17 protein-coding genes are annotated in these 15,814 nt (G+C 71.8%); 10 read left to right on the top strand and 7 right to left on the bottom strand.

The window, feature by feature from the left end; all coding sequences use genetic code 11:
* Nucleotides 1-10: 10 nt before the first annotated feature.
* Nucleotides 11-1,057, top strand: coding sequence for a hypothetical protein (locus FXO23_RS01295; protein WP_158879621.1), 1,047 nt, complete (start codon nt 11-13; stop codon nt 1,055-1,057).
* On the opposite strand, the gene FXO23_RS01290 is transcribed toward FXO23_RS01295, so the two are convergent.
* The 3 genes from FXO23_RS01290 to FXO23_RS01280 are packed head-to-tail and all read right to left on the bottom strand — an operon-like array spanning nt 1,054 to nt 4,057.
* Nucleotides 1,054-1,719, bottom strand: a complete 666-nt coding sequence (locus FXO23_RS01290) for a response regulator (RefSeq protein ID WP_158879619.1) — start codon at nt 1,717-1,719, stop codon at nt 1,054-1,056. The genes FXO23_RS01295 and FXO23_RS01290 overlap by 4 nt on opposite strands.
* A complete protein-coding gene (macS, locus tag FXO23_RS01285; RefSeq protein ID WP_158879618.1) occupies nt 1,716-2,855 on the bottom strand; it encodes a MacS family sensor histidine kinase in 1,140 nt (379 codons plus the stop codon). Before macS ends, FXO23_RS01290 begins: the two co-directional genes overlap by 4 nt.
* Nucleotides 2,852-4,057, bottom strand: coding sequence for an AI-2E family transporter (locus FXO23_RS01280; protein WP_246256811.1), 1,206 nt, complete (start codon nt 4,055-4,057; stop codon nt 2,852-2,854). The genes macS and FXO23_RS01280 overlap by 4 nt, the downstream gene beginning before the upstream one ends.
* Before the next feature lie 293 nt (nt 4,058-4,350).
* Here FXO23_RS01280 and FXO23_RS01275 point away from each other — a divergent pair, with 293 nt between their 5' ends.
* Nucleotides 4,351-5,343: a hypothetical protein gene (locus FXO23_RS01275; protein WP_158879610.1), complete on the top strand. Its 993-nt coding sequence runs from the start codon at nt 4,351-4,353 to the stop codon at nt 5,341-5,343.
* Nucleotides 5,344-5,530: 187 nt separating this feature from the next.
* The gene (locus FXO23_RS01270; protein WP_158879608.1) at nt 5,531-8,395 is read left to right on the top strand and encodes a beta strand repeat-containing protein; all 2,865 of its coding nucleotides are present in this window, start codon (nt 5,531-5,533) and stop codon (nt 8,393-8,395) included.
* 75 nt (nt 8,396-8,470) lie between these two features.
* Here FXO23_RS01270 and FXO23_RS01265 read toward each other — a convergent pair whose 3' ends face one another.
* A complete protein-coding gene (locus FXO23_RS01265; RefSeq protein WP_158879606.1) occupies nt 8,471-9,256 on the bottom strand; it encodes a dioxygenase family protein in 786 nt (261 codons plus the stop codon).
* A 101-nt stretch (nt 9,257-9,357) separates the two neighbouring features.
* Here FXO23_RS01265 and FXO23_RS01260 point away from each other — a divergent pair, with 101 nt between their 5' ends.
* Nucleotides 9,358-9,819, top strand: coding sequence for a MarR family winged helix-turn-helix transcriptional regulator (locus FXO23_RS01260; protein ID WP_158879604.1), 462 nt, complete (start codon nt 9,358-9,360; stop codon nt 9,817-9,819).
* A gap of 32 nt (nt 9,820-9,851) precedes the next feature.
* Nucleotides 9,852-10,232: a hypothetical protein gene (locus FXO23_RS01255; protein ID WP_158879603.1), complete on the top strand. Its 381-nt coding sequence runs from the start codon at nt 9,852-9,854 to the stop codon at nt 10,230-10,232.
* Here the strand turns inward: FXO23_RS01255 and FXO23_RS01250 are convergent.
* A complete protein-coding gene (locus tag FXO23_RS01250) occupies nt 10,229-10,903 on the bottom strand; it encodes a cysteine hydrolase family protein (RefSeq protein WP_158879602.1) in 675 nt (224 codons plus the stop codon). The two genes, FXO23_RS01255 and FXO23_RS01250, sit on opposite strands and share 4 nt — an antisense overlap.
* Nucleotides 10,904-10,961: 58 nt before the next feature.
* On the opposite strand from FXO23_RS01250, the gene FXO23_RS01245 reads away from it, so the two are divergent.
* From FXO23_RS01245 to FXO23_RS01235, 3 genes are all read left to right on the top strand, one after another.
* The gene (locus FXO23_RS01245) at nt 10,962-11,405 is read left to right on the top strand and encodes a pyridoxamine 5'-phosphate oxidase family protein (protein WP_158879601.1); all 444 of its coding nucleotides are present in this window, start codon (nt 10,962-10,964) and stop codon (nt 11,403-11,405) included.
* Between the two features lie 54 nt (nt 11,406-11,459).
* The gene (locus FXO23_RS01240) at nt 11,460-12,065 is read left to right on the top strand and encodes a TetR/AcrR family transcriptional regulator (RefSeq protein ID WP_158879600.1); all 606 of its coding nucleotides are present in this window, start codon (nt 11,460-11,462) and stop codon (nt 12,063-12,065) included.
* Nucleotides 12,066-12,146: 81 nt separating this feature from the next.
* Complete coding sequence (locus FXO23_RS01235; protein WP_158879599.1) at nt 12,147-12,554, top strand: PPOX class F420-dependent oxidoreductase; 408 nt, start codon at nt 12,147-12,149, stop codon at nt 12,552-12,554.
* 36 nt (nt 12,555-12,590) lie between these two features.
* Here FXO23_RS01235 and FXO23_RS01230 read toward each other — a convergent pair whose 3' ends face one another.
* Nucleotides 12,591-13,199, bottom strand: coding sequence for a TetR/AcrR family transcriptional regulator (locus tag FXO23_RS01230; protein ID WP_158879598.1), 609 nt, complete (start codon nt 13,197-13,199; stop codon nt 12,591-12,593).
* Nucleotides 13,200-13,276: 77 nt separating this feature from the next.
* Between FXO23_RS01230 and FXO23_RS01225 the strand changes: the two genes are divergently transcribed.
* A complete protein-coding gene (locus tag FXO23_RS01225; protein ID WP_158879597.1) occupies nt 13,277-13,717 on the top strand; it encodes a pyridoxamine 5'-phosphate oxidase family protein in 441 nt (146 codons plus the stop codon).
* Between the two features lie 62 nt (nt 13,718-13,779).
* Nucleotides 13,780-14,574 carry a type I methionyl aminopeptidase gene (gene map / locus FXO23_RS01220; RefSeq protein WP_158879596.1) on the top strand — a complete coding sequence of 265 codons (795 nt, stop codon included), beginning with the start codon at nt 13,780-13,782 and terminating at the stop codon, nt 14,572-14,574.
* Nucleotides 14,575-14,600: 26 nt separating this feature from the next.
* On the opposite strand, the gene FXO23_RS01215 is transcribed toward map, so the two are convergent.
* The gene (locus FXO23_RS01215) at nt 14,601-15,653 is read right to left on the bottom strand and encodes an LLM class flavin-dependent oxidoreductase (RefSeq protein WP_158879595.1); all 1,053 of its coding nucleotides are present in this window, start codon (nt 15,651-15,653) and stop codon (nt 14,601-14,603) included.
* Nucleotides 15,654-15,814 lie beyond the last annotated feature (161 nt).

Below are 15,814 nucleotides of genomic sequence, written 5' to 3'. Positions count from 1 at the left end.
AGTGCCGACCATGGGCCGCCGCGTCGCCGTGCCGCTCCTCGGTTTCCTGCTCACCGCCTGCGCCACCACCCCGCCCGCCCCGGCTCCGGCGCCACCCGCCCCACTGCCCACGCCGGGCGCGTTGCACGGGACGCCGCCGCGGGAACCGACCGGCCTGCGCCTGCTGCTGCCGACCGCGCCCCCGGTCCTGTTCGACGTGGACGCCGGAACCGCCCGGCCGATCCCGGGCGTTCCGCCGGGTGACCGGGTCACCGCGGTCTTCCGCGCCGGGCGCACCCCGGTGATCACCTCGGCGGCGCGCTGCGGGCCGTCCTGCGTCGAACCCGCCGAGGTGCTGGTCGCCGAACCGGATCGGCCGGTGCGCTCGCTCGGCCGCGCCCGCAGCGCCGGCCCGGCCGAGGGGGCCGCGGTCTGGCTGATCCGCGACGACGGCGACGACCAGTGCCGCCTGCAGCGGGTCGCGCTCACCGGGGCCGAGGCCGACGCCGGGCGGCCCGCCAGCTGCGAGACCGCCGTGCGCGGCGAAGGGCCCGCGGGCCTGCTCATCACCGTGCAGGCCGGGCGCCCGCAGGCCGAGGACGTGCTCGTCGAACCGGAAACCGGGCGGACCGTGCAGCAGGCCCCGCGGATCGCCGCGATGGCCGGGCAGCGGCTGGTGCTCACCGAACTCACCGAGTTCAGCGTGCTGGACCTGCCCACCGGCGCGCGGCGGAAGATCGCGCGCCCGGTGCCGAACGGCTCCCCCGGCCCGGCCGTGGCCAGCCGGGACGGGCGCTACCTCGCCGTGCCGATCGAAGATCCGGCGTGGCAGGCGGGGGCGACCCGGGTCCTGGATCTCTGGGTGCTGGAACTGGACACGCTGCGCTGGCTGCGGACCCCGGCCATGCCGATCGCCACCGAGTTCGACGCGGCCGCGCTGGACTGGACCGAATCCGGAACGCTCGTGCTCACCGGTGAACTCCCCGGCGTCGCGCTCTGGCGGCCCGGCGCGGACACCTGGACGCTCACCGCGACCGCCCCGCCCGGCGAGCGCGGCGACTCCGTCGCGGTGGTCTAGCCCTCCTCCTCGGAATCCAGCCCGTGCTCGATCGCGTACCGGGCCAGCTCGACCCGGTTGTGCAGCTGGAGTTTGCGCAACGTCGACTGCACGTGGTTCTCCACGGTCCGGTGCGAGATGACCAGCTTCTCCGCGATCTGGCGCGCGGTCAGCCCCTTCGCGACCTGGCGCAGCACGTCCGTCTCGCGCTCGGTGAGCCGCGGCGGCGGGTCGCCGTCGGCGGGTGCGTCGGCCATCCGCCGGTACTCGCCGAGCACCAGCCCGGCAAGTCCGGCGGTGAACACCGGATCCCCGGCCGCGGTCCGGCGCACCGCGTCCACCAGTTCGGCCGCCGACGCCGATTTCACCAGGTACCCGGACGCCCCGGCCTTGACCGCTTCCAGGACGTCGTCGTGCGCGCCGCTCGCGGACAGCACCAGCACTCGGGTCTCCGGCAGCTCGCCGGTGATCTCCCGGGTCGCCGCCACCCCGGAGGTGGCGCCCAGGTTGAGGTCCATCAGCACCACGTCCGGGCGCACCGCGCGGGCGATGCGCACCGCGGCGTCGCCGTCCGGGGCGGTCGCGGCCACCTCGAAACCGTTCTCGGCGAGATCCCGGGCCACCCCGTCCCGCCAGATCGGGTGATCGTCCACGACCATCACGGAGATCGAAGTCTCGGTCATCGTGCTCCCCTTCCCGTCCGCGGCACCCGGACCTCCCATTCGGTCCCCGCACCCGGTGAGGTCTCCAGCGTGATGGTGCCACCCAGTTCGGCAACCCGGCCCCGGATCGACTTCGCGACACCCAGATGTCCCTGCGCTTCCGCCCGTGCCAAGCGGCCCGCCGGGATGCCCGGGCCGTCGTCCCGCACGGTCACCACGACCTCGTCGCCGAGATCCTCCAGCAGCACCCACGCCCGCGCGTCCGGCCCGGCATGCTTGTCCACATTGGACAGAGCCTCGCGGACGACGGCGGCCAGTTCTTCGGTGGTGCGCGCGGGCAGTTCGACCTTGCCCGCCGGGGCGGCCACCTGAACCTTCGACGTGGCCAGCAGTTGCAGCGCGGCGCGCAGGTCCGCGGTGCCGTTCGCACCGGTGCGGGCCGGTTCGGTGCTGACCAGCGAGCGCAGCGCGATCTCCTGCTCCCCGGCCAGTTCCGCGAGTTCGGCCGCCTCCCCGCCCAGTTCGGCGCCGCGCCGCCGGACCCGGGCGAGCACCTGCAGCACGCTGTCGTGGATGGACCGGGCCAGCCGTTCCCGTTCCGCGGTCGCCGCCTCGGTGCGCAAAGCCTGCGCGAGCGCGGCCGCCGAGCGGCGGGCGATGGTCGCGGCCATGCCGACCAGCAGGCCGCTCGCGACCAGCAGCACGCCGTCGCGCGCCACGTCCAGATCGAAGTCCAGCCGCGCGAGGCCGGTGGCGGCGGCGACCACGAGCCCGCCCAGAATCCCGCCGCTCGCGCCGAACCGCGCGCCCGCGGCGAGCGGCGGCACGGCCGCCCACACCGTGGTGATCAGCGGAGCGTCCACGGCGTACTGCGCGTCGGACAGGATCAGCGGCGAGGTCAGCATCAACCCGCAGGTGAGCAGCAGGTCGGCGACCACGAACCAGTTGCCGCGCAACGATTCCCGCGCGTAGACCACCCCGGTCACCGCGGTCCAGGCGGTCATCGCGCCCAGCACGGTCCAGGCGAGCCACGGCCGCGCGAAGTCGTCGCGGTGCACCACCACCGCGCCGAGGGCGAACAGCAGCGTCAGCACCCGCAGCACGACCGTCGCCAGCCACAGCGGGGTGGCCGGATCCCGGTCCGCCGGACCGGTCACGGGGTCTCGGCGGACTGCCCGCCTTGTTCCTCGTCCTCTTCCGGCGTCCGCTCGTTGGGCCGCGCGCCCTGGTCGTGCAGGACGTCGACCTCCTCCGGCACCGGATCGACCTCGTGCAGCAGCGACCGGATCCCCGCGTTGAGCACGGCGAGCAGCGGCACCGCCAGCAACGCGCCCGCGATCCCGGCCGCGACCAGGCCGCCGGTGATGGCCAGCACCACGGCGAGCGGATGCAGCCGGACCGCGCGGCCGAGCAGGAGCGGTTGCAGCACATGGCTTTCCAGCTGCATCACGCCGATCACCACGGCCAGCACGATCAGCGCGGTGATGAATCCCTTGGTCACCAAGGCGATCAGCACCGCGACCGTCCCGGCGACCACCGCGCCGATGATCGGGACGAACGCGAGCAGGAAGACCAGGGTGGCCAGCGGGACCACCAGCGGCACCCCGAGGATGGCCACCCCGATGCCGATACCGACCGCGTCCACCACGGCGACCAGCGCGGTCGCGCGGACGTAGCTGACCAGCGAGGCGAACCCGCGGCGGCCCGCCACGTCGACCCGGCTGCGCACCCGCTGCGGGACGCCCTTCACCAGGAAGCCCCAGATCTGGTCACCACCGGCCAGGAAGAAGATGAGGATGAACAGCGTGAGCACGAACCCGGTGAGGATCTCGCCGACCGTGCTCGCGGTGGTCAGCGCGCTGTTGGTGAGTGCCGCCTGGTTGTCCTTGAGGAAGCTGAACGCCTTGTCGATGAACTCCTGGATCTGTTCCTGGCGCAGGTGAATCGGGCCGTTGACCAGCCAGTTCTTGATCTGGTCGAGGCTTTCGTTGAGTTGCTTCTGCAGTTCCGGCAGGCCGTCGGTGAACTGGATGATCACGAAGGTGAGCAGCCCGCCGAGCAACCCGAGGCCCCCGATGAGCACGATCGCGGCGGCCAGCCCGCGCGGGAACTTCGCCTTGACCAGCTGCGCCACCGCGGGCGCGAGCAGGGCGGCGAGCAGCAGCGCGATGGACAGCGGGATGACCACCACGGACAGGTAGCCGACCAGCCAGATGATCACGTACAGCGCGGCGATCACCACGAGGAAGCGCCAGGACAGCGCGGCGCTGACGCGCAGCGACCGCGGTACCAGGGTGGTGACGTCCGCTTCCTCGGACAGGACCGGGCTTTTCGCGGCTGTGCCTTCGCGCTCGCTCACGCGGCACACAGTATCGGTCCGGTCTGACGGGACGGGGGCGGAAACACCCGCCGCCGGGACCGGTGAAGAAATTACCAGGGTGAAGTTCGCCCGGGTGGCCCTTGACAGTGGCGAATCTACCGACTCCCGAGTAACCACGCCTCGCCTTTGATGATCACTTTTCGTGATACCCGGCCACACGGAGTGTTCTTCACACGATCGTGCAGTCAAGTCGTGTCAAAGATGCGGGGCCCTTCCGGTGTTTGTTTACCTCGACGCCGCAAGGACTTCTGGCACTACTCGACGGGAGCGCGGTGACGAGGGCAGCGGCGGAGCGGCAGCGGGGCGTGGCACACGCCCTCCGCTGGTGTGCGCGCGCCCTCCTGGTGGTCGCCGGCACCGCGATCGCGTGGGCGATCGCCAGCGCCACCGCGAACGCCGCCGCCGACACCGTGCACAGCACCCCGGCCGCCGAGACGAACGACGGCGACACCACCTCGGCCACCGTCGCGGCCGTCGGCAGCGTCAACGACGTCACCTGGGGCGTGTCCGACTTCGTCGGCGCGACCGGCGGCACCGTCGCCCACGTGGTGCGGCCGGTCGGCAAGGTCGCCGAACCCGCGCCGCTCAGGCACCGCGCGCACCGCGTGCTCGCCCCCGACTTCGCCGACGCGGACGTGGCCGGCGAGGTCGGCGGTGCGGTCCACCATCTCGCCGAGGACGCCGTGCTGCGCCCGGTGCAGCGCACCCTCGGCACGGTCGAGCACCTGGTGCGCGAGCCCGCCGAGACCCCGCGGGTGATCGACCAGGCGCTGACCCCGGCCAAGGACTTCGGTAAGACGGTGTGGAGCGTCCTGCACGCGGGCGGCCACGACCTGCTCCCGCTCCCCGAGCTGACCGGCGACCGCGCCGAGCGACCGGCCGTCCCCGGCGGTCCCCAGCCACCGGCCGACGCCGTCACCCCGCCCGCGCCGAACGCGGCGCCGGAGGCGTCCGCCGATCCGTTCGGCGCCGTCTGGTCCGCCGCACGCGGTGTCCTGGTTCGAGACGCCGCTCCGCATGTCGAGCACCCGGCCAAGCGTGACCTTCCGCTGCCGTTCGCTCCGGTGCGCGTGCCGCTCGCGCCGCTCACCGCGCCCAACGCCCCCGGCGGTTCTTCTGCCGGTGGTCACTTCGACGGCTCGCTGATCGGTCTGCCGACCGGTGTTCCCAGCGCGGCCGATTCCGCCGCGGCCGGTTCGGTCCGGTCCGGCGTCCGGCACGTGATGGTCGAACCGGGCGCGCAGCCCGGCGTCACGCCTGACTGATTCGGTCGCGGGGTAGCAACCGACGCACCCCGCGTCGCCGCACCACTCCTTTTCGTGCGGCCGTGCGTGCTTCCCCGCCCTCGCCCCCCGCAAACGCCCGCTGAGCGCGTGCGCGGTTTCCGGGCGCCCCGGGCGCCCGCCCCATAAAGCCCGCAAGGGAACCCCAAGAAAAAGGAGAACCATTCCAATGCAAACCTGGGCGAAGCGCGGACTCCAGACCGCGCTGGTCACGGGTGGTTTGCTGATGCTGGGTACCGGCATCGCTTCCGCTGACGAACGGGTCGCAGGGCCCGACCAACCGGCCGGTCCGCTGGACGTCACCCTCGGCGCACCGCTGCAGTTCAAGGACAACGCGCTCGGCCTGCCGGTCGTCGGGACGGTCAAGCTCCCCGACGCCGAGGTCCCGCTGTCCACCAAACCGCTGACCGCTCCGGTCAACGGCGTGGCCAAGGCCGCGGAGCCGGTCGCCAAGGCGACCGCGAAGGCCGCCAAGGGCGGCGACGCGAAGGCGGACGCCCAGCAGGCCCCTTCGGGTGACCTGCTCAAGGGCAACAAGGTCACCGGCGACCTGGCCGTGCCGATCCAGTTCTGCGGCAACGCGATCGGGGTCGTCGGCGACGCCAAGGTCGAGGGCGCGGACTGCACCCAGACCTACGAGCACCACCAGGACGTCACGACCAGCGGCGAGAAGTCCGGCATCGCCGGGAACGTCGTCGCGCTGGACTGGGCCGCGCCCGTGCAGATCGCGGGTAACGGCGTCGGCGCCCTCGGCGGCAGCGGGAGCACGAACGGCACGGCCAGCCAGAGCGCGGTCGAGACCGGCAACGTCACCACCACCGGCCAGGGCTCCGGCACCTCCGGCAACGTGGCGGCCCCGGCGCTCGCGACGCCGATCCAGATCACCGGCAACGCCGCGTCCTGGCCGCTGGCCAACGGCTACAGCGACTTCGCCGCGGACACCAGCGCGGAGTCCGGCGGCTACATCGTCACCGACGGCGAGGGCGGGTCCACCTCCGGGAACGTGGCCGGTGCACCGATCGCGCTGCCGGTGAAGTTCAACGGGAACGCCGCCGCCGCGTGGGGTTCCGACGCCGACGCGGTGTCGAACTCCTCGGCGGACGCCAAGGCCGGGGGCACCACCCCGGGCATCAACAACATCGACAGCTACATCCAGACGGGCGGGGACAACTCGTTCGTCGACGGCAACATCATCCAGCCGCAGGGCTCGCTGCTCGCGAACGTCGACAGCGTGGCCGCGTCCTGGATCGGCAACGCCACCACGGGCAACGCGCTCGGCGACGGTGCGACCGCCAGCAGCTCGTCCAGCGAGGTGGAGTCGGGCGGGTTCTCCAGCACCAGCGGGAAGAACTCGGCCGGTTCGGGCAACATCGCCGACCTGCCGGTCGCGCTGCCCGCCGAGCTGTGCGGCATCGGCGGCACCTACATCGGCAACGCGCACGCCGCCTGCGACAACACCGCCGACCTGGAGGCCGGGGACGGCACCTACACCAACGGCGACGGCTCGTTCCTCGGGTCGAACACGGTCACCGGGCAGCTCGCCTCGACCGCGGAGCTGTTCGGCATCGGCGGCTCGCACATCGGGAACGCCTCCGGCACCGCGACCGAGGAGAAGGAGGTCACGGCCGGCGGCTACAACGGCACCACCGGCAACGACGCCTCCGGCTCGGGCAACCTGGTGCAGGTTCCGCTGGCCGTGCCCTTCGAGGTGTTCGGCATCGGCGGCTCCTACATCGGCCAGGGCAAGGGTTCGGCGACCGAGACCAAGGTCGTCGAGGCCGGTGGCGGCGGGAACACCCAGGACGACAACGGCTTCGCCACGTCCAACCTGGTCGCCACCCCGCTGTCGATCCCCGCGCAGGTGTTCGGCATCGGCGGTTCGCACATCGGCCGCGGCGTCGGTGAAGCCACCGCCGACACCACCACCAAGGCCGGTGGCAATGTGCACGCGACCGGTGACAAGGCGGGTGCGGCCGGGAACATCGGCTTCCTGCCGATCGCGCTGCCGCTGCAGGTCCACGGCATCGGCGGGTCGTTCATCGGCACCGGTTCCGGCACCGCCGACAACCTGACCACCTCGACGGCGGGCGGAACCGCCGACACCAGCGGCATGGACGGGGCGGTTTCCGGCAACATCATCCAGGCGCCGTTCGCCGGGGCCGGGGTGCTGTACAGCTCGGCCGCGGGCCTGATCGCCCTCGTCGAGGGCGAGGGCACCAACGACGTCACGGCCACCGCGGGCGGCGACAGCACCACCAACGGTGACGGCGGCGGCGTGACCGGCAACGTCATCAGCGCTCAGATGCTGCCGATCGCCCAGGTCTTCGGCGACGCCGTCGCCGCGGGCGCCAAGGCCACCGGCATCGGGGCGAACGTCACCGAGGCCACCTCGGGCGGCGACATCACCACCTCGGGCGTGAACGGCGGCGGCGCCGGGAACATCATCGATGTTCCGGTGGCCGCGGTGGCCCAGGTCTTCGGCAACGCCATCGCCGCGGCCGGGGTCGCGGACGCGACCGGTGACAACCAGACCACCGGTTCGGTCGGCGGCGCCACCACGACCAGCCCGGCCAACCTCGGTGCACTGTCCGGTGTGGACGGTCAGCTGCCGCTGGGCGCCGTGGTGCAGATCTTCGGCGTTTCGCTGCCGGTGCTCGGGCACGCCCTGGGCGTGGCCACCAACGCCACGGACATCACCGTGGACGAGACCGTGCCGCAGATCAACCTGCCGATCGACGGGTCCGAGCTGTCCCCGACCGCGCTGCCCGCGATGCCCAGCCTGCCGCAGCAGCGGGCCGACGTCCAGGACACCCCGGAGGTCAAGAACCCGGTCAACCTGGGTGGGCTGGACCTGAGCAAGCTGGCTTCCCTGAGGGGGGTCGGCCTGAAGGGGGTCGGCCTGAAGGGGGTCGGCGGCCACGCGGCCCCGCAGGCGGCCGACGTTCCGGCGATCGCCTCGGTGGACTCCAGCCCGGAGGCCATGATGCAGCGGTTCCTCGGCGGCCTGTCCGGCAAGAACCTGCACATCCTGTGAAGCCGATTTCGGCTGACTGATCGAAAGTAGCGGCCGGGCCCGGGAAGCCGTCCCGGGCCCGGCTTTTTCGTGCCGTCAGCCCAGTTGGACCGACCGCTTCGCCAGGCCGTACCAGTAGCCGTCGATCACGGTCTCGGGCGTCGCACCGTCCGCGGCCGCCCCGAGCGAGACGAACAGCGGGGCGAAGTGCTCGATTCGCGGATGCGCGATCGCCGCGGCCGGGGCCTTGTGCTGGAAGTCGAGCAGCGCGTCCAGGTCGCGGGCGGCCAGCGCCCGCTCGCCCCATTCGTCGAATTCGGCCGACCAGTTCGGCGGCGTGCCGTCGGTGCTGCGCACCGAGCGCATCGCGTCCAGGTTGTGCGTGAAGAACCCGCTGCCGATGATCAGCACGCCCTCGTCGCGCAGCGGCGCGAGTTTCCGGCCCAGCTCGAACAGTGCGCGCGGATCCAGGGACGGCATCGAGAGCTGCAGCACCGGGATGTCGGCCTTCGGGAACATCTCCACCAACGGCACGTACGCGCCGTGGTCGAGGCCGCGGTCCGGCGCCTCGTGCACCGGCGTCTTCGGACCGTGCAGCAGCTTGCGGACCCGCGCGGCCAGTTCGGGCGCCCCGGGCGCCGGGTAGGTCACCCGGTAGTAGCGCTCGGGGAATCCCCAGAAGTCGTAGACCAGCGGCACGGTGGTGGTGGCGCCGAGGGTGAGCGGAGCCTCCTCCCAGTGGGCGGAGACCACCAGAATCGCCTTCGGCCTGGCCAGTTTCGCCGACCAACCGGCGAGCTGACGGGTCCACGTGGCGTCATCTGCCAGCGGCGGCGCGCCGTGACTCAGGTAGAGCACGGGCGCGGGAGTTGTGGCGGGCATCCCGGCCTCCGGTGTTTGAATCTTCAACTATATGTGTATCACTACACCGGAGGTCGTGGAAGTATTCCGGCCAAATCGGCGAAGGAGGCGGAGGGCGAGCGATGGCGGATCCGGTGGCCGAGGTGGAGCGCGCGATGATCGCGATCCGGCGGAGCCAGGCGCGCCGGACGCTGTCCCGGCTGGCCCGCGAGCGCGCCGCCGGGGCGCGGCTCGACTCGGCCGTGATCGGTGTTCTCGACGCGGTCGAGGAGGGCGAGCAGCGGGGCGAGGCGAGCACGGTCACCGCGGTCGCCGCCGCGTTGTCCATCGACCAGCCCCGCGCGAGCAGGCTGGTGTCGCGGGCGGTCGACGAGGGGCTGCTGCGCCGCGAAGCCGATCAGGCCGACGGCCGCCGCGCGGTGCTCGTGCTCACCGAGTCCGGGCGCACCCGCATCGACGAAATGCACACCTTCCGGCGCGCGATGTTCGCCGAGGCCATGCGCGACTGGTCCGCGGCGGACCGGGCGACGTTCGGCCGGTTGCTGACCGATTTCGCGCAACGATTCACCGAGCTCGGCCGCTAGTTTCCGGCTGTGGCGGGTGCCTATCATCGGTCATGGTCCCGGTCGGGAACCTCCTGCTCTACGCGGTCGTGGCGACGGCGCCGACGATCGGGTTCTGGCTCGCGCTCCGGCTCGGCCGGGCGGTGCGCACGTTCGTCGCCCGGCGCCGCGCCCCGCGCCCGGAAGGGCTCCCGATCGAACGTCTCGCCGCCGATCTGCGACGAGTGCACCGGGCCCTCACCGAATTCGCCCCCGGCACCCCGGCCACCCGGAGGTACGCCGCCCGCCAGGCCTACGACGCGTTGCTGATGCAGGCGTGCCGCGAGGTGGGGGTGCGGCACCGGCTCGACCGCGTGCCGGAAGGGGTGGACCGCGAGGTCGAGCGGTTGCGGGTCGAACAGGGCCTGCGGGACGCGGGCCTGGTCATCCCCTAGCTGCCGCCGTATCCGTACTGGCCGATCAGCGCGAGCACGTCGGCCGCGGGTCGCACGTCGCCGAACGACCGGTAGATGGTGTGCAGCGTGGCGTTGTGGTCCCGGTCGCGCCGCGCCGCGTTGGCGTCCGCGACCAGGATGACCCGGAAACCGAGCGTGCTCGCGTCCCGGGCCGAGGACTCGCAACACACGTTGGTGACCGTGCCGGTGATGAGGACCGTGTCGATTTCGCGTTCCGCCAGAAGCCGCGGGAGATCGCAGCGCCCGGGGAAGAAGGCGCTGGCGGCGGACTTCTCCACCAGGAGATCGCCTTGCTGCACCGTGAAATCCGGCCACAAGCGCTCGGCCAGGGGGCCGGTGCCGCCGCAGGTCCGGTAGCGCTCGGCGACCTCCGGGCCGAAGAACTCGTCGGTCACCGGCGTGCGCTCACCCGCCGCGGGCAGCACCCAGGCGACCGTGCCACCCGCCGTCCGGAGGGTTTCGGCCAGGCGGCCGATGACGGGCACGATGCCGTGGCAGTACGGATTATCGGCCACGAAGAACGGCACCATGTCGAGCACCACCAGCGCGGTGCGAGCCGGGGTGAGCCGGGTGAACGCGAACCGCCGGCCGCGGCGCGCCTCGTGCCGGGCGTATTCGCGCGCCTCGATCCGCCACGCGTGCCGTTTCATCGATGACCACGGTACCGTAGCTGTACAACGTACATGTACGGGATACAGGGGGTTTGCCATGAGCGACGACCAGCGGCTGCCGTGGGAGCGCGTCAGCGAACAACTCGCCCGCGCCCGCAACTACTGGGTCGGCACCGTCGGGCCGCGCGCGACGCCGCACTCCCGGCCGATGTGGGGGCTCTGGTGGCGGGACGGTTTCGTGTTCAACACCGGCCCGGACGCGGGCACCGCGCGGAACCTCGCCGCCCGGCCGGAGGTGACCGTGCACCTGGAAAGCGCCGAGCACGTCGTCATCGTCGAAGGCGTCGCGGACCGGATCGCCGAACCGGCCGCGCTGCCCGAGGCCGGCGAGCTCGTCGGCGCCTGGACGGCCAAGTACCCGGAGACCCCGGCGGACGCGATCACCTTCGACCGGGCCTTCTTCCTCGTGCGCCCCCGCGCGGTGCTGGCGTGGACGCTCGCCGGATTCCCCGGGGACCTCACCCGGTGGCGGTTCGGCTAGCGGTGCTTGGATAGTCGGTCCAGTTGCCCGGACGACGTTCTCCTGGGAGTGCTCATGTCAGCGGACCTGCCCGGCATCGTCCGATTGCGGGACCGGCGCGAGGCGCTGACCCTGCGCACGATCCTCACCGCGGCGCGCGGGCTTTTCGCCGAACGCGGCTACGCGCGCACCCCGATCCGCCTCATCGCGCGGGAGGCCGGGGTCGCGCCGCAGACCATCTACGCGCATTTCGGTTCCAAGGCGGGCGTGCTCGGCGGGCTCGTCGATCTGCTGGACGACGAAGCCGGTATCCCGGACCTGATGGCCCGCTCGGCGGCGCCGGCGGAGCCCGCCGAGCTGATCGGCCTGCTGGCCCGGGTCAGCCGCCAGGTCCGGGAACGCTGCGGCGACATCGTCACGATCCTGAGTTCGGGCGCCGCGGTCGATCCCGACATCGCGGCCACCCAGGCGGAGGGGGCCCGGCGCAACCGGGCCGGCGTGGAGATGATCGTCGAACGCATCCGCGACGCGGGTGGCGACCTCGACCCCCGCGCCGCCGACATCGCGGTGGCCCTGATGAGCGCGGGCGTCCACGACAGCCTCGTCGTGGACGCCGGTTGGTCCTACGACGACTACGAGGACTGGCTCAGGCACACCCTGGTCACCGCGCTCCTGCGCTGACCAGCGCACCGATTCCTTTCCGCCCGCCCCCGGGTCCGTACCGGTATGGACGCGAACCCAAGGGAACGGAAGGACGACCCGATGACCGCAGAACTCACCGAGGTGGCCCGCGAACTGCTCGACGGGCCGCATGTCGCGATCATCGCGACGGCGAACGCCGACGGCCGCCCGCAGTCCTCGGTCATCTTCGTCAAGCGGGAGGGCGGCACCGTGGTGTTCAGCACCATCAAGGGGCGGCTGAAGACCCGCAACATGCTGCGCGACCCGCGGATCAGCCTGCTGGTGCTGCACCCCGAAGCCAGGCACTACCTGGAGATCCGCGGCACCGTGGAGATCACCGAGGACCCGGAGAAGGTACTCCTGCACGAGATGTACGACCGGTACCTGGCCGGCGCGACCCCACCCCCGGAACCGGAGGCCGAGCGGCTGATCGTCCGGATCACCCCGGAGAAGCTCTACCACTGGCCGCCCGTTCCCGGCGCGGCGTGAGGGTCGGCTTGTGGTGCCTCGCTTCGTGGCGGCGGGTCAGGGGCGCGGCCGTAGGCTGTCGAGGAAGAAGCGGCCGCGCCGGTCGTAGTCCTCGCGCTTGGGCTTGGGCCGGTGACGCAGCACCAGCGCGTTGGCGACGAGGGCCTGGTACAGGTCGTCGACGGTGAAGTCGGCGCGCAGCACGCCGGCCCGGTGCGCTTGCTCGACCAGTGCGGTTCCGGTGGCCCTGCCCGCGTTCCACTGCGCGGTGACCTGCGCGGAGTCGGGGTAGGTCTTGAGATGCACGTCGACCGCCGCGGGTTCCCGGTACTGCAGGTCGCGCAGGTCGGTGACGTAGGTGGCCAGCCGCTCCCACGGGTCGCCGGGCTGCCGGGCCCGGTCGTAGATGGCGCGCATCTCGGCCCCGACGAGTTCGTCGATGACCGCGTCGATGAGGCCCTGGCGGCCGCCGAAGCGGTTGTAGATGGTGGCCTTGCTGACCCCGGCGGTCGCGGCGATCTCCTCCAGGGGCGTGCCCAGGCCACGGCCGTGGAAGGCGGCGATGGCCGCGGCCCGGATCTGGGCGACGTTGCGGGCGGCGTCGGCGCGCAAGGGCGTGGCCGACGCGCCGCCCGGCGTGTTCGCCGTTCCCGCACTGGATGTCACGGGTTCCAGGCTAGCAACTTGACCCTTGCGTCAACTTGACGATAGCGTCAGGTTAGTAGCCAACCCAGGGGAGAGTCGTGGAGTTCACGTCCCATTTGCCTACCGGGCTGCGTGAGCACGCCGAGCGCCGGCTCCGCGAGAACATCGTCGGCTGGTTCACGTCCGTCCGGCCGAGCGGGCAGCCGGACTGCGTGCCCGTGGGGTTCGTCGTCCAGGACGACGACACCATCCTCGTCTACAGCCAGCCGGGAAAAACCAAGCTCCGCAACATCGCCGCGAATCCCCGGGTGACGCTGACGCTCGACGAGACCGCGGCGAGCACCGATGTCATCCGGATCGAGGGCACGGCGAAACACGTCCCCGGCCATCCACCGGCGCCCGAGGTCGCGGCGCACGTGGCGAAGTACGGCGAATACATCGCCTCATCCGGCTTCGGCACGCTCGAATGGTTCGCCGAGGTGTTCTCCGAGGCCATTGTGATCACGCCTACCCGGCTCCACGCGTTCACTCGCGGATAACTGGTATTTTAATACCGCACTTGCTAGACTGGTATTATTATACCGGCTAGGTGGGGGTGCCCATGATCGAACTGAAGACGCCCGCGGAGATCGAACGCATGCGGGTGGCCGGGCGTTTTGTCGCCGAGGTGCTCTCCGAGGTCGGCCGGCTCGCCGACGTGGGCGTCAACCTCTTGGACCTGGAGCACCACGTGCGCGGCATGATCAAACAGCGCGGGGCGGAGTCGTGCTACTGGGACTACGCCCCGTCCTTCGGCAAGGGCCCGTTCCGCAACGTCATCTGCCTGTCGGTCAACGACGCGGTCCTGCACGGACTGCCCCACGACTACACGCTGCGCGACGGGGACGTGCTCACCGCGGACCTCGCGGTCAGCATCGACGGCTGGGCGGCCGACTCGGCGCGCACGATCGTCGTCGGCACCGCCGCCGAAGAGGACCTGCGGATCATCCGCGCCACCGAGGAAGCCTTGGCGGCGGCGATCGAGATGGCACGCCCGGGCAACCGCCTGGGTGACATCTCGGCGGCGATCGGGGCGGTGGCCCGCGACTACGGCTACCCGGTCAACACCGAGTTCGGCGGCCACGGCATCGGCCGCACCATGCACGAGGATCTCCACGTTCCCAACCAGGGCCGGGCGGGCCGCGGCCTGAAGCTCCGGCCGGGGCTGACCCTCGCGCTCGAACCCTGGTTCGCCCGCACGACCGACCGGATCGTTTACGACCCCGACGGCTGGACCATCCGCTCGGCCGACGGCTCGCGCACCGCCCACTCCGAACACACGGTCGCGATCACCGAAGACGGCCCCCTGGTGCTCACCCAGTGCCCGCCACCCGACCCGGACCCAGCCCCGGCGTGAACCCGGCCGAAGCCAATGGGATCCGCTCAGGTGAGGAGTTTCGCGAGCTGGGCCATCTCGGTGGGTGGGTCGATCACCGGCTGGATGAGCAGTTCGTCGATGCCGGCCTGTTCCAGGGTGGTGATGCGGGTGCGAAGGTCGTCGCGGGTGCCGACCAGGGCCAGGGTGTTCATCAGCGAGGGCAGGACCAAGTCGCGGTCCTGCGGTGCGATGCGTCCGAGGTAGTTGGGGTAGAGCTTGGTGTGCCGGTCCGGCGCGGTGGCGGTGGTGCCGCGCCGGTCGAGGAGTCGCCGCACCGCCTCGCGTTCCTCGGGGCCTAGTCGCTCGGCGAAGGCGGGCGTCTCGGCAGCGGTGTCGGCGGCGAAGGCCAGCAGCGACAGGACGAGGTGACCGGTCGCGTCGCGGGCTGCGTCGCTGTAAGGGTCCTCGTCCTCGTCGAGGATGTGGAGTGCGGTGACCACGTAGGAGTCGGGGTGGCGGGGTGTGTCTTGGGCGGCGTGGCGGCGGGCGTCGTGCAGCGCGTGCCAGGCGGTGGGGTCCAGCAGGCCGAAGGAGATGAGGCCGGTGCCGCGGCGACCGGCGACGGCGGCGGCCTTCGGTCCGAGCGCGGCCACCACGAACTCGATCGGGTCGGCGGTGTTCACGTGCGCCCCGGTGTGCAGGAACCGGGTGTCGCGGACCCGGTCGCCTTCGCGGTACTCGGTCGAGCGTCCGGCGCACAGATCCTGCAGCGCGGCGGTGAACTTCTCCAGGGTGGCCGCCGTGGTCGGCGGCATGCCCAGGGTGCGCCGGGCGGTGTTTCCGGTGCCGACCCCGCAGATGATCCGGCCCGGTGCCAGGGCGTTGAGGCTGGCGAACCCGCTCGCGGCGGCCGGGGCCGAACGCAGCGCCGGTGAGGTCACCCCGATGCCGAGCCTGATGCGGCTGGTGGCCTTCGCGCACAGTCCGAGGGCGACAAAGGGGTCGCCGTGGACCATCGGGGTGTCGTTGACCCAGAAACTGTGCAAGCCCAACTCCTCGGCCAGCACGGCGAGGTCCTCCACACCGGGGTGTGCCGTGACCACGACGCCTGCGCGCATGATGCCTCCAACGTGCTGTCCTTGCTTCGGCCGCGTGTCTCACGTGACGCGTCGTGAGCCCCTACAGCTGTGTAGGGTCTCACCGCCGATGGCATGTCGATCTTGAATGACCTGCGGTTTCTCGGATGTCTCACGTAGATGTCACCAAGATCAGTCTCAAA

The sequence above is a fragment of the Amycolatopsis anabasis genome (assembly GCF_009765355.1).
In the GTDB taxonomy this organism is placed as follows: Bacteria; Actinomycetota; Actinomycetes; order Mycobacteriales; family Pseudonocardiaceae; genus Amycolatopsis; species Amycolatopsis anabasis.
The sequence above is the reverse complement of the archived record's forward strand: the minus strand, read 5'-3'. Positions and strand labels throughout refer to the sequence as shown.